This window comes from Rhodococcus sp. PvR044 (assembly GCF_040548995.1).
Taxonomy (GTDB): Bacteria; Actinomycetota; Actinomycetes; order Mycobacteriales; family Mycobacteriaceae; genus Rhodococcus_G; species Rhodococcus_G oryzae.
On record NZ_JBEPSX010000017.1, the window covers coordinates 50,675 to 63,959 of the forward strand.

13 protein-coding genes are annotated in these 13,285 nt (G+C 70.1%); 6 read left to right on the forward strand and 7 right to left on the reverse strand.

Features of this window, described 5'->3' with window-relative positions; all coding sequences use genetic code 11:
* Window positions 1–4 precede the first annotated feature (4 nt).
* The 7 genes from octT to ABIC28_RS26060 all read right to left on the reverse strand — a co-directional run bounded on the left by octT (window position 5) and on the right by ABIC28_RS26060 (window position 6,350).
* Window positions 5–778 carry a diglucosylglycerate octanoyltransferase gene (gene octT / locus ABIC28_RS26030; protein WP_077042071.1) on the reverse strand — a complete coding sequence of 258 codons (774 nt, stop codon included), beginning with the start codon at window positions 776–778 and terminating at the stop codon, window positions 5–7.
* Window positions 768–1,436 (reverse strand): histidine phosphatase family protein, encoded by a 669-nt coding sequence (locus ABIC28_RS26035; RefSeq protein ID WP_097211399.1) that lies wholly within the window; start codon window positions 1,434–1,436, stop codon window positions 768–770. Before ABIC28_RS26035 ends, octT begins: the two co-directional genes overlap by 11 nt.
* Complete coding sequence (gene rsfS, locus ABIC28_RS26040) at window positions 1,433–1,867, reverse strand: ribosome silencing factor (RefSeq protein ID WP_097211400.1); 435 nt, start codon at window positions 1,865–1,867, stop codon at window positions 1,433–1,435. The genes ABIC28_RS26035 and rsfS overlap by 4 nt, the downstream gene beginning before the upstream one ends.
* Complete coding sequence (nadD, locus tag ABIC28_RS26045; protein WP_027499922.1) at window positions 1,867–2,541, reverse strand: nicotinate-nucleotide adenylyltransferase; 675 nt, start codon at window positions 2,539–2,541, stop codon at window positions 1,867–1,869. Before nadD ends, rsfS begins: the two co-directional genes overlap by 1 nt.
* A 101-nt stretch (window positions 2,542–2,642) precedes the next feature.
* The gene (locus tag ABIC28_RS26050; RefSeq protein WP_269589200.1) at window positions 2,643–4,085 is read right to left on the reverse strand and encodes a vWA domain-containing protein; all 1,443 of its coding nucleotides are present in this window, start codon (window positions 4,083–4,085) and stop codon (window positions 2,643–2,645) included.
* A gap of 29 nt (window positions 4,086–4,114) precedes the next feature.
* Entirely contained in the window at window positions 4,115–4,993 is an 879-nt protein-coding gene (locus tag ABIC28_RS26055) for an AAA family ATPase (protein WP_077042074.1), read from the reverse strand.
* Between the two features lie 49 nt (window positions 4,994–5,042).
* Entirely contained in the window at window positions 5,043–6,350 is a 1,308-nt protein-coding gene (locus ABIC28_RS26060; RefSeq protein ID WP_097211403.1) for a glutamate-5-semialdehyde dehydrogenase, read from the reverse strand.
* Window positions 6,351–6,422: 72 nt separating this feature from the next.
* Here ABIC28_RS26060 and ABIC28_RS26065 point away from each other — a divergent pair, with 72 nt between their 5' ends.
* The 6 genes from ABIC28_RS26065 (at window position 6,423) to ABIC28_RS26090 (ending at window position 13,185) form a co-directional block, all read left to right on the forward strand.
* Window positions 6,423–7,817, forward strand: a complete 1,395-nt coding sequence (locus tag ABIC28_RS26065; RefSeq protein ID WP_097211404.1) for an amino acid permease — start codon at window positions 6,423–6,425, stop codon at window positions 7,815–7,817.
* A gap of 30 nt (window positions 7,818–7,847) precedes the next feature.
* Window positions 7,848–8,714: a ribokinase gene (locus ABIC28_RS26070; protein WP_354581620.1), complete on the forward strand. Its 867-nt coding sequence runs from the start codon at window positions 7,848–7,850 to the stop codon at window positions 8,712–8,714.
* 34 nt (window positions 8,715–8,748) lie between these two features.
* Window positions 8,749–10,857, forward strand: a complete 2,109-nt coding sequence (locus ABIC28_RS26075) for a RecQ family ATP-dependent DNA helicase (protein ID WP_354581621.1) — start codon at window positions 8,749–8,751, stop codon at window positions 10,855–10,857.
* Window positions 10,858–10,977: 120 nt separating this feature from the next.
* A complete protein-coding gene (gene ectA / locus ABIC28_RS26080) occupies window positions 10,978–11,514 on the forward strand; it encodes a diaminobutyrate acetyltransferase (protein ID WP_097211406.1) in 537 nt (178 codons plus the stop codon).
* Window positions 11,511–12,773 carry a diaminobutyrate--2-oxoglutarate transaminase gene (gene ectB, locus ABIC28_RS26085; protein ID WP_354581624.1) on the forward strand — a complete coding sequence of 421 codons (1,263 nt, stop codon included), beginning with the start codon at window positions 11,511–11,513 and terminating at the stop codon, window positions 12,771–12,773. The genes ectA and ectB overlap by 4 nt, the downstream gene beginning before the upstream one ends.
* A 13-nt stretch (window positions 12,774–12,786) precedes the next feature.
* Window positions 12,787–13,185 (forward strand): ectoine synthase, encoded by a 399-nt coding sequence (locus tag ABIC28_RS26090; RefSeq protein ID WP_097211533.1) that lies wholly within the window; start codon window positions 12,787–12,789, stop codon window positions 13,183–13,185.
* Window positions 13,186–13,285: the final 100 nt, after the last annotated feature.

Consider the following 13,285-nt stretch of genomic DNA (forward strand, 5'->3'; position numbering starts at 1 on the left):
AGCGTTACCGTATGCCCTCCAGCGGTTCCCGGCCGGGAACCGCCGCGCGGATCGCGCTCAGCATGGCCGCGGCGACCCGCTCGTGCCCCTCCCAGCCCCAGTGGATGCCATCGGGATTGCCGTGCTCCGAGAAGACGTTCTCGCGGACCGCCTCGGCGAGGTCGACCAGCGGCACGTTCTTCTCCGCACCCCACTGCTCGAGCGCGCGGACCGCGCCGGGCCGACCCGAATGCACCTTGCCGTAGGCCTCGCAGTCGTGGACGGACGGCAGGGTGCCGATCACCGGGAGCTCGGGTCGCATGTATTCCAATGCGTTCCTTGCACTCTCGAGATACTCGACGCTCAGTTTCGGGGGCAGCGCGACCGGCCAGCCGAGCGGCGACAGCCGCGGCTGCAGCCAGCCGTAGGCGGACCGCACCACGCGCCGCAGCGCGGGCGGCCGCACGTAGCGGATCTGCTCACGCAGCGCGGTGGGCAGCGGCGAGGGCAGCGAATCCATGCCGCCGACGGCGAAGACAACGGCCCCGGCGCGCGGCACGGTGGCCCACACCCGCGGGTCCTGGATCAGCGCCCAGTAGGCATCGCGGCTGGTCCAGCCGATTCGGGCGACCAGTTCGACGTCCCAACCGAGCTCGGCGGCAACGATGTTCGGCCAGATCCGCGGATGGTCGGCGGGCAGCCCGCCCTTCGGCCCGAAGTAGGACAGCGAATCGGCCAGCACCAACAGGACGGGGCGGCCGGGTTCGACGGGCGGTTCGACCGCGAGCTCAGAGGACATCGCTGGCCACCGTCGCCGAGGCGTTCCACACGTCCAGGCGCCAGCTCGGCGCGTCCGGGTCCCCGTGGCCACTCAGCTGCACCCAGCTGGTGTTGCCCAGGCCTCCGAACACCGCCCACCGGTCGACGGGCAGATCCAGCAGCGCGGCCGTGAGAGCGGCGATCAGCCCGCCGTGCGCCACCAGCACGATCGGTTCGTCGCCCCAGCTCTCCTGCCGGGCAACCAGTTCGGTCACGACCGGTGTCGCGCGCCTGGCCACGTCGATCCGGCTCTCGCCGCCGGGCGGGGCCCACCGGGCGTCGGCGCGCCAGGCCAGCCGGGCACCCGGGTCACGCTCGTCGACCTGGGTGTGGGTCAGCCCCTGCCACTGGCCGAGATGGGTCTCGCGCAGCCGCTCGTCGAGTCCGATCTCGAGGCCGGCGTGCTCGCCCAACGCGGTGGCCGTGTCGCGGGCCCGCCGCAGGTCAGAGGAGACGATCGCGATCGGACGCCGCTCGGCCAGCACCCTGGCCGCCGACTTCGCCTGGACCCGGCCGAGTTCCGAGAGATCGGTGTCGAGCTGACCCTGCATCCGGTCGCCCGCGTTGTACTCGGTCTGGCCGTGCCGGAGCAGGATCAAGCGCCGGACGGTCGGGCCGGTGGTGGGGCTTTCGGTCACTGAGCGGACTCCGGGTAGTCGGGGGACTCCACGGCCTCGTCCGCGGGGGTGCCTGCGATCTTCGACCGCGGCTCGATGCCGTCGACCGGGACGACCGGGCAGTCCTTCCACAGCCGCTCGAGCGCGTAGAAGTTCCGCTCCTCGTCGTGCTGGACATGGACGACCATGTCGACATAGTCGAGCAGCGCCCAGCGACCCTCGCGGGTGCCCTCCTTACGGACCGGCTTGTGACCGGCCTCGCGCAGCTTCTCCTCGACGTTGTCGACGATGGCGTTGACCTGACGCTCGTTCGCCGCTGACGCGATGACGAAGCAGTCGGTGATGACGAGCTGCTCGGAGACGTCGAGCACCACCACATCGCTCGCCAGTTTCTCGTCTGCTGCCAGCGCCGCGATTCGCGACATTTCAAGGGCTTCGGCGGATGCGCTCACTACGTGTTCTCCCGGTTCTGCGGATGGGTACTGATCTTGTGCGGTGCCGGTTGCGACACGGTGACGGCGCCGTCGAGGCGCTCGGAATCGTGCGGTCGGTACAGATTGCGTTTCGAGATGTACTGCACGACGCCGTCCGGCACGAGGTACCAGACGGGACGGTTTTCGGCGGCCCGGAGCCGGCACTCGGTCGAGGAGATCGCCAGGGCGGGGACCTCGATCAGTGTGACCGCGTCCTCCGGCAGGCCCTCGAGGTGTTCGGCCAGGTGCCCGACGCCGAGCTCGAAGCCCGGGCGGCTCACGCCGACGAACTTCGCGAGTTCGAACAGTTCCTCCCAGTCCTGCCAGGACAGGATGCTCTCCAGCGCGTCCGCGCCGGTGATGAAGAACAGTTCGGCATCGGGATGCTGGCGGTGCAGATCGCGGAGGGTGTCCACGGTGTAGGTGGCCTTCTCGCGGTCCACATCCACCCGGCTGACCGAGAAGCTCGGGTTCGAGGCCGTCGCGATCACGGTCATCAGGTAGCGGTCCTCGGCCGGGCTGACGGTGCGCGCGGCCTTCTGCCACGGCTGCCCGGTCGGCACGAAGATCACCTCGTCGAGCGCGAACCGGTCCGCGACCTCGCTGGCCGCGACCAGGTGGCCGTGGTGGATCGGGTCGAAGGTGCCGCCCATCACCCCGAGGCGACGCGGTCGCCGCCTGGGGGTTGCTCCTGGTTCCTGCTGCACGGTTGTCGAGCTTACTGGCTGCCGTGGCGCGGCCCGACCGTGCGCCGTCACACCGGGAGCAGACCCTCGACCACCGCGGCGAGCTGCTGCGCCGACCGGCACTCGTGCATGGTCACCGTGTCCGCGTAGACGAAGGCCGCGGAGTCGCCACTACCCCACTGCCCGCGCGGCTCCGGGTTGAGCCAGTGTGTGTGCTTGGCGACCGCGGCGAGGTGGGTGAGCGCGGCGATGTTCGGGTCGCGGTAGTTGTTGCGCGCGTCGCCGAGGATCAGCAGCGAGCTCTTACTGGTCAGACTGTGCGCGAAGCGTTCGGCGAAGACACCGAGCGCATTGCCGTAGTCGGAGTGGCCGTCGTAGGTGATCAGGTCCGCCTCGCGGATCATCCGCGACATCGCCGCGCCGAGGTCGGCGCCCGCGTCGAAGAACCGGGTCACCTCGTCGGTGGTGTCGATGAACGCGAAGACCCGCACCCGGGAGAACTGCTCCCGCAGGGCGTGCACGAGCAGCAGGGTGAAGTTGCTGAAGCCCGCCACCGAGCCGGAGACGTCGCACAGCACCACCAGCTCCGGTCGGGCAGGCCGCGGCTTGCGCTGCACGAGGTCGATCGGCACCCCGCCGGTCGACATCGACTTGCGCAGCGTCTTGCGCAGGTCGATGGCGCCAGCCCTGCTGCGCTTGCGCCTGGCCGCGAGCCGGCTCGCGAGCTTGCGCGCCAGGGGGCTCACGCTGCGTCGCAGCGCCACGAGCTCGGTGTCCGAGGCCCGCAGGAAGTCGACCTCCTCGGCGAGCCGGGGCACACCGTAGGTCGCCACCCGGTCCTTGCCGAGTTGTTCGGCGGACCGGCGCCGCGTCTCCACCTCGACCATCTTGCGGAAGTCCGCGATCCGCTGCGCGGCGGTCCGGCGTGCGACCTCGGTGGCGTAGTCGCCGTCCGGGTGCTCGCCGTCCACGCTGTTGCCGATCAGTCCGTCGAGGATCCGGGAGAGCAGCGTCTCCGGTGCCACATCGCGCAGCGCCTGGTAGGCGGAGAAGGACGGTCCCTTGGAGGACTCGTACTTGCCGAGCTCCTCGACGAGTTGCCCGGTGAGCAGCTCGGTGAGCGCAAGCGACTCGGGCGATCCGTCGGCGAGCAGTCCGGCGATCAGCTCCCGCAGGGCGTCGAAGTCCACCAGGCCCTCGGGGGTGCGCGGGATCGACACCTCGGCGCCGCCGTCCGCGCGCAGTCCCACCCCTGCGGGGAACCAGAGGTCGAACAGCGCGTCGAAGGTCGCGCGATGGGTCGGCCTGCGCAGCAGCGAACACGCCAGGCCCTCGCGCAGCGACTCCCGGTCCAGCAGGTCGAGCACGGCCATCACCCGACCGGCGTCGACGGTTTCCGAGGGCCCGACCGCGATCCCCCGCTTACGCAGCGCCTCGACGAAGTCGACGAGGTGGCCGGGCAGCCCGTGCGGCGACGCGAGGGCACCGGGCGTGTGGGGCGTTGCGGCCATATCGGTTCCGTCCTCTCGGTTGCGGCGAGCTAGTTCAGCCGGAGCTCGGACGCCGCCCGCTGCTGATCGGACTGGTGCTTGAGGATGACGCCCATCGTGGCGCGGACCGCATCGTCGTCGAGCGTGTCCATGCCCAGCGCCAGCAGCGTGCGGCCCCAGTCGATGGTCTCGGCGACCGAGGGCAGCTTCTTGAGCTGCATGCCGCGCAACACCCTGATGGTCCGCACGAGCTGCTCGGCCATCGCCTCGGGCAACTCGGGAACGCGGCTGGCGAGGATGCGCCGCTCGAGGTCCGCGTCCGGGAAGTCGAGGTGCAGGAACAGGCAGCGGCGCTTGAGCGCCTCCGACAGCTCGCGGGTCGCGTTCGAGGTCAGCACCGCGAACGGCTTGCGGGTGGCGACGATGGTGCCCAGCTCGGGGACGGTGACCGCGAAGTCGCTGAGCACCTCGAGCAGCAGGCCCTCGATCTCGACGTCCGCCTTGTCGACCTCGTCGATGAGCAGCACCGTCGGGTCCTCGCGGCGGATCGCGGTGAGCAGCGGACGCGGCAGCAGGAACTCCTCGGAGAACACGTCCTGCTTGGTCGAGTCCCAGTTGTCGCTGCCCGCCTGGATGCGCAGGATCTGCTTGGCGTGGTTCCACTCGTACAGCGCGCGGGACTCGTCGACCCCCTCGTAGCACTGCAGGCGCACCAGTTCCGCGTCCGAGACCTGCGCGACGGCCCGGGCCAGCTCGGTCTTGCCGACGCCTGCGGGCCCCTCGATGAGCAGCGGCTTGCCGAGCCGGTCGGCGAGGAACACCGCCGTGGCGGTGGCCTTGTCGGAGAGGTACCCGGTCTCGGCGAGCCGGGTGATCACCTCATCGACGCTCGCGAAGATCGGCGGCGTCGTCGGAAGTGCGCGGTCCACACTCGCTCCTTGTGCTTGTCGGGGTCTGTCAGTCCTGCGGGGCCTGTGACTACACCGGTCGGGTGTGCCCGTCGCCCCAGACGGTCCACTTGGTGGAGGTCAGCTCGGGCAGGCCCATCGGACCGCGAGCGTGCAGCTTCTGTGTGGAGATGCCGATCTCCGCGCCGAACCCGAACTGCTCGCCGTCGGTGAACGCGGTAGAGGCGTTGACCATCACGGCGGCGGCGTCGACCCGGGCGGTGAACTCGCGGGCCGCGGCCAGATCCGCGGTCACGATGGCCTCGGTGTGACCGGTGCCGTAGCGGTTGATGTGGTCGATCGCGTCGTCGATCCCGTCGACCACCTTGAGCGCCACGTCGAGCGAGAGGTACTCCTCGGCCCAGTCGGCCTCGGTGGCGGGCACCTGTCCGGGCAGGTCGCCGTGGATGATCACGCCCTGCGACTGCAGCGCCTGGGTCACCGCGGGCAGCGCGGTCTCCGCGATGGCCTTGTCGATGAGGACGGTCTCGGCGGTGTTGCACACGCTCGGGCGGCGGGTCTTGGAGTTCAGCACGATCTTGACGGCCATCGGGAGGTCGGCCGCGGCGTGCACGTACACGTGGCAGTTGCCGACGCCCGTCTCGATCGTCGGCACGGTCGCGTCACGGACGACGGCGTTGATCAGCCCCGCGCCGCCGCGCGGGATCACGACGTCGACCAGGCCGCGGGCCTGGATCAGGTGGGTCACGCTGGAGCGGTCCTCGCTGGAGAGCAACTGCACGGCGTCGGCGGGCAGGTCCTGCGCGGCGAGCGAGGCGCGCAGCACCTCGACGAGCGCGGCGTTGGAGTGCACGGCGGAGGAGGAGCCGCGCAGCAGCGCCGCGTTCCCGGACTTGAGCGCGAGACCGAACGCGTCGACGGTGACGTTGGGGCGGGCCTCGTACACCATGCCGATCACGCCGAGCGGCACCCGCACCTGACGGATCTCCAGGCCGTTGGGCAGGGTCGCGCCGAGCACAACCTCACCGACCGGATCCGCGAGCCCGGCGACCTGCCGCAGGCCGGCCGCGATGCCGCCGACTCGGTCGGCGGTCAGGCGCAGCCGGTCGAGCAGGCTCTCCTCGGTGCCGGTCGCCTTGGCGGCCTCGATGTCGAGGGCGTTGGCGGCGAGCACCGCGTCGGTGGCGGCGAGCACGGCATCGGCTGCCGCGTTCAGGGCCGCGTTCTTCTGCGCGGTCGTCAGCTGGGCCAGCACCCGCGACGCCACACGGGCGTTGCGCGCCGCCTCGTGGACGGCCGCACGGGCCGCGTCCCCGCGCCCGTCGTCGTCGCCCTTGGCAGCACCGTTCGTCTCCACCGTCTTGCTCACCGCGGTCATGAGTACAGGGTAACGACCGGCCCGGCGCATAATCGTTCAGCCCAAGTCGTCAACAGAGGAAATAGAGCTCTCATGACCCAGACCCACACCGAGGTGCTCACCGAGGAACCGTCCGAGGGCTACAGCCGCGGGCTCAGTTCCCGGACCATCCAGATGATCGCCCTCGGCGGCGCCATCGGAACCGGCCTGTTCTACGGCGCGGGCGGCGCGATCGAGGAAGCCGGACCGTCGCTGATCCTGGCCTACCTCGCGGCGGGGCTGGTGATCTTCGTGATCATGCGGGCGCTCGGTGAGCTGCTCAGCTACCGCCCCGTCTCGGGGAGCTTCGGCGAGTACGCGGAGGAGTTCCTCGGCCGATTCTTCGGGTTCGTCACCGGCTGGACGTACTGGGCGGTGTGGGTGGCCACCTGCATGGCCGAGATCACGGTGGCAGGCAAGTACGTCGAGTTCTGGTGGCCGTCAGTGCCCACCTGGCTGACGGCGCTGGTGGTGCTGGTCGTGCTGTTCGGCGCCAACCTGATCTCGGTCAAGCTGTTCGGCGAGGCCGAGTTCTGGTTCTCCGCCATCAAGATCACCGCGATCCTGGGCATGATCCTGATCGGCATCGGCGTGCTCACCCTTGGCTTCGGTCACGCCACCAACCCGACGGTGACCAACCTGTGGGCGGACGGCGGGGTGTTCCCCAACGGGTTCGGCGCGGCGCTGATGAGCCTGCAGATCGTGATGTTCGCGTACGTGGGCGTCGAACTCGTCGGCGTGACCGCGGGCGAGGCGAAGGACCCGAAGCCGACCCTGCGCAAGGCCATCAACACCCTGCCATTCCGGATCGGCCTGTTCTACATCGGCTCGCTGGTGGTCATCATGTCGGTGGCGAGCTGGCGCGATTTCCACGCGGGCGTGAGCCCGTTCGTGGAGGTCCTGCAGCAGATCGGCATTCCGGCCGCGGCGGGCATCATGAACTTCGTGCTGCTGACGGCGGCGCTGTCCTCGTGTAACTCGGGCATCTATTCCACCGGCCGGATGCTGCGCAGCCTGTCGCAGCGCAACGAGGCCCCTGCCGCGCTCGGCGCGCTCAGCAAGCGCTCGGTCCCGTTCGCGGGCATCACGCTGTCCGCGGGCGCGATGGTGATCGGCGTGATCGTCAACATCGTCTCCCCCGACCGCGCGTTCCTCTACATCACCTCGGTGTCCACGGTCGGCATCATTTTCGTGTGGGGCACCATCCTGGTCTGCCACCTCAAGTTCCGGGCGGCGGTCCGGGCGGGCCTGCTGCCTGCCGCGGAGTACCGCCTGCCGGGGGCGCCGGTGACCAACTGGCTGGCCCTCGCCTTCCTGGCGATGGTCGTGGTGCTGCTCTTCTTCAGCTCCGCGGGACGTACCGCGCTGGTCGTCGGCGTCGTGTTCGGGGCCGCCGTGTGCGGCGGATACGCCCTGCTGCGCGCGCGTGTCCCCGCCGACACGAACTGAGACCCCGCGGAATCCGGCTAGCCTCGGCCCATGTCCGCTCCCCGGATCACCGTCCTCGGCAGCATCAACATGGACCTGGTCACCACCGCCCCGCGGCTGCCCGCGCCCGGTGAGACCGTCCTCGGCCACGGCTTCTCGACCGGACCGGGCGGCAAGGGCTCCAATCAGGCCATCGCCGCGGCCCGCGCGGGTGCCGAGGTGCGCTTCCTCGGTGCCGTCGGCGACGACGCCTTCGCGCCGGAGCTGAGGGCCGCGCTGGTCGGTGCGGGAGTGGACACCAGCCTGCTGCGCGAGGCCGAGGGCCCGAGCGGGGTCGCGGTCATCTCGGTCGACGACTCCGGCGAGAACTCCATCGTCGTGGTGAGCGGCGCCAACGCCGCGCTGCGCGAACCGACGGACGCCGAACTCGGCGCGATCGCCGACGCCGACCTCCTGCTGTCCCAGCTGGAGCTGCCGCTGGCCGCGGTGACCGCAGGCGCTCGGCACGCCCGGGCGAACGGGACCACCGTGATCCTCAACCCGTCGCCTGCGGCGCAGCTCCCCGACGAGCTGATGGCGTGCGTGGACGTGCTCGTCGTCAACGAGACCGAGGCCGCGCAACTCGGCGCCGCGACCCTGGCGCGGGTGCCCGATGTGGTCACGACTCTCGGCGCACGGGGCGCCACCCTGCGCGGTGCAGGCGGCCTGCGACTGCGCAGCGAGCCGCCCGCCGTCGAGGTGGTGGACACCACCGGCGCGGGCGATGCCTTCGCCGGGACCCTCGCCGCGTCCTGGCACCTCGGGCGGAAGGTCGCGCTCGCTCGGGCCTGCGCCGCCGGAGCCCTCGCCACCACCAGGGCGGGGGCCGGTTCGGCGCCGACCCGCGCCGAGGTCGACGCCGCGCTCGGGCGGCAATGACCTGATGTCGTGGTCGTCGGGCACCATGGGAGCCATGACGACAGCCACCGAGCCCGCCGCCCTCGATCTCCGCGCCGACGCGGAACGGTTGCTGCGCGAACTCGCCGGTCCCGACGCCACGCTGCGCGAGGATCAGTGGACGGCGATCGAGGCGCTGGTGGTGCAGCGCAAGCGTGCGCTGGTGGTGCAGCGGACCGGCTGGGGCAAGTCCGCCGTCTACTTCATCTCCGCCAAGCTGCTGCGGGCGCGGGGCCATGGGCCGACCGTGATCGTCTCCCCGCTGCTGGCCCTGATGCGAAACCAGGTGGCCTCTGCCGAGCGTGCCGGGGTCCGTGCCGCGACGATCAACTCCGGCAACGTCACCGAATGGGACGAGATCCACGCCGCCATCGCCGACGGGACCGTCGACGTGCTGCTGGTCAGCCCGGAGCGGCTGAACAATCCCGACTTCCGCGACCAGGTGCTGCCCTCGCTGGCCGCGGACGCGGGCCTTGTCGTGGTCGACGAGGCGCACTGCGTCTCCGACTGGGGCCACGACTTCCGTCCCGACTACCGACGGATCCGCACCCTGATCGGTGAGCTGGGCGAGGGCATCCCGGTGCTGGCCACCACCGCGACCGCGAACGACCGGGTGGTTGCCGACGTGTCCGCACAGCTCGGCGTCGGCGGCTCCGAGACCCTGGTGCTGCGCGGCGGCCTCGAGCGGGAGTCGCTGCGGCTGTCGGTGGTGCACATCGACGAGGCGAGCAAGCGCGCCGCCTGGCTCGGCCAGCAGCTGAACCGGCTGCCCGGGTCCGGCATCATCTACACCCTCACGGTGTCGGCCGCCCGCGACCTGGCCGGGCTGCTCTCCGAGCAGGGTCACGAGGTGGCCGCCTACACCGGCCAGACCGACCCGGCCGAACGCGAGAGCCTCGAGGCGGACCTGCTCGAGAACCGGGTCAAGGCCCTGGTCGCGACGTCGGCGCTGGGCATGGGATTCGACAAGCCCGACCTCGGGTTCGTCGTTCACCTCGGCGCACCCTCCTCCCCCATCTCCTACTACCAGCAGGTCGGCCGCGCCGGCCGCTCCACGGATCGGGCCGAGGTGGTCCTGCTGCCCGGATTCGAGGACCGGCAGATCTGGAGCTATTTCGCCAGCATCGCGTTCCCACGCGAGCACCTGGTGCGCAGGGTGATCGAGGTGCTCGACCCCGAACGCCCGCAGTCCACGCAGGCGCTCGAACCGCTGGTCGAACTCAGCCGGAACCGCCTGGAGATGGTGCTCAAGGTCCTGGACGTGGACGGCGCCGTCAAGCGGGTCCGCGGCGGTTGGATCAGCACCGGACAGCCGTGGGAGTACGACGCGGAGCGATACGGCAGGCTCGAGCAGGCCCGCGAGTCCGAGCAGCAGGCGATGGTCGAGTACCAGCGAACACCCATGTGCCGCATGGAGTTCCTGCGCCGCCAACTCGACGACCCCGGCCTGTCCGCCGACCCACAGCCGTGCGGGCGCTGCGACAACTGCGCCGGCCCCGCCCACTCCGCCGAGGTGGACGACGAGGCCATCGCGCGGGCGCGGGCACGCCTGGACCGGCCCGGCGTCGACCTGGCCCCGCGCAAGCAGTGGCCGACCGGCCTCGCCAAGCTGGGCGTGCCGCTGTCCGGAAAGATCACCGACGGACCCGAGACGGGCCGGGTGCTCGGCCGCCTGTCCGACCTCGGCTGGGGCCAGCGCCTGCGCGCGCTGTTCGACGAGCCCGACGGCCCGGTGCCGGACGCGATCGTCGACGCCTGCGTCAAGGTGCTCGCCGCATGGGACTGGCAGCAGCGACCGACGGCGGTGGTGGCCCTCGAGTCGGCGACCCGCCCGCAGTTGATCTCCTCGCTCGCCGACCGGCTCGCAACCGTCGGGCGGCTCCGCAACCTGGGCATTCTCACCAGGAACCCCGAGCGTCCGCCGGTCTCCGCTGCCAATTCCGCCTACCGCGTGGCCGGGCTGACGGGGGCCTGGCTGGCCCCGGATCTCCGCGACGCCGACGGCCCGATCCTGCTGCTCGACGACCTCGCCGACACCGGCTGGACGCTCACGATGGCGGCCCGCGAACTCCGCGCTGCGGGCGCCCCTGCCGTCCTGCCGTTTGCCCTGGCGAGCGTCAGCTGACCCCCTGATGTGACCAGGCTCACACAGTCGGGCTCACCAGTGCGGGAGCCGGGTCAGGGCATGCGGAATCGCCGGGGGTAGCTGAAATCCGTTGCCCCCATTGTTACGTTCGTTCGACAGATGAGCCCCGTTACAAAGAGTGCGACCCCGACCACCGCTCCCGGAGCGGTGACGACAAGGCAGCCCGAAATCGATGACGCCGTGCGCATGTGGGAGATTGCCCGCGATTCGCAGGTGCTCGATCTGAACTCAAGCTATGCATACCTGTTGTGGTGCAGGGACTTCCGTGACACATCCGTGGTCGCGGAACAGGACGGCCGCGTGGGCGGTTTCGTCACCGGTTTCGTCCGTCCGGAAGACCCGCGGACGGTCTTCGTCTGGCAGGTGGCGGTCGACGAATCGCTGCGCGGCCGCGGAGTCGCCGCGGCGATGCTGAACGACCTGCTCGATCACCTCGCCCTCCAGGGCGTCACCAGGCTCGAGACCACGATCAGTCCGGGCAACGACGCGTCCCGAGCCCTGTTCACGTCCGTGGCACGGATGCGGTACGTCGACATCACCAATCGAGAACTGTTCACCAACAGTCATTTCCCCGATCAGCACGAATCCGAAGAGCTCTACATCATCGGCGATGACACCACAGGAGGAGAGCAATGACCACCCTGGAAGACATCAGCATCTTCGAAACCCTCGAGTCCGAGGTCCGCAGCTACAGCCGCAGCTGGCCGACCGTGTTCAGCTCCGCCTCCGGCTCCTGGATTCGCGCCGAGGACGGCCGCGACTACCTGGACTTCTTCGCGGGCGCAGGCGCGCTGAACTACGGCCACAACAACCCCGAGCTCAAGCAGGCCCTCGTCGACTACATCCTCGGCGACGGCATCACGCACAGCCTCGACATGTCCACCGTCGCGAAGCGGCGGTTCCTCGAGACCTTCCAGCGGTACATCCTCAAACCGCGCGGACTCGACTACAAGGTCCAGTTCCCCGGCCCGACCGGCGCAAACACCGTCGAGGCGGCACTCAAGCTGGCCAGGAAGGTCACCGGCCGAGAGTCGATCATCAACTTCACCAACGCCTTCCACGGCATGACCCTTGGCGCACTGTCGGTCACCGGCAACTCGATGAAGCGTGCGGGTGCGGGGATTCCGCTGGTACACGCCACCCCGATGCCCTTCGACAACTACTTCGACGGTGCCACCGAGGATTTCCACTGGTTCGAGCGGGTGCTGGACGATTCCGGCAGCGGGCTGAACCGTCCCGCCGCGGTCATCGTGGAGACCGTGCAGGGCGAGGGCGGGGTGAACGTCGCGCGGCCCGAGTGGCTGCGTGCGCTCGCCGAACTCTGCCGGAGCCGGGGCATCCTGCTCATCGTCGACGACGTCCAGATGGGCTGCGGGCGAACCGGTCCGTTCTTCTCCTTCGAGATCGCGGGGATCACGCCGGACATCGTCACGCTGTCCAAGTCGATCAGCGGCTACGGCCTGCCGATGGCACTGACGCTGCTGCGGCCCGACCTCGACGTGTGGGCGCCCGGCGAACACAACGGCACCTTCCGCGGTAACAACCCCGCCTTCGTGACGGCGACGGCCGCCATCGAGCAGTACTGGACCGACGACACCCTGGAGCGTTCCACCGCCGCGAAGGGCAAGCGCATCGCGCAGATCTTCGCGAACCTGTCGGACCAGTTCGACGGGGTCAGCACCCGCGGCCGCGGCATGGTCCAGGGCCTGGTGTTCGACGATCCGGGCAAGGCGGTCAAGGTGTGCGGGCTCGCGTTCGACGAGGGCCTGCTGGCCGAGACGTCCGGCCCCTCCGACGAGGTGGTCAAGCTCCTGCCGCCGCTCACGATCACCGACGCCGAACTCGACCACGGCCTGAGCATTCTCGCCGAGGCCACCGCCAAGGTCTGTGCCTGAGGAGGGACCGAAGATGATCGTCCGCACCACCGAAGAGATCACCGGCACCGAGCGCGACATCACCAGCGCCGATGGGAACTGGCGCAGCAAGCGCATCGTGCTCGGCGCGGACCGGGTCGGATTCTCGTTCCACGAGACCACGATTCGGGCCGGATCCGTCAACGAGTTCCACTACGCCCATCACGTCGAGGCGGTCTGGCTGATCGAGGGCGAGGGCATTCTCACCGACCTGGACAACGGCGTCGTCCATCAGCTCGGCCCCGGCTCGATGTACCTGCTGGACGGCCACGAGCGGCACCGCGTGGAGCCGGTCACCGAGATGCGCATGCTGTGCGTGTTCAACCCCCCGGTGACCGGTCGCGAAGTCCACGACGAGAACGGCGTCTATCCGTTGGTCGAGATCCCCGGCTAGTTAAGCGGCTGCGCCGCCCGTGCGCGGTTGACGAGTCCCTGCACACGTCAACCGCGCACCGGCGGCGCAGCCGCCTAGTGCATCCCGACAGGCGCCTCGT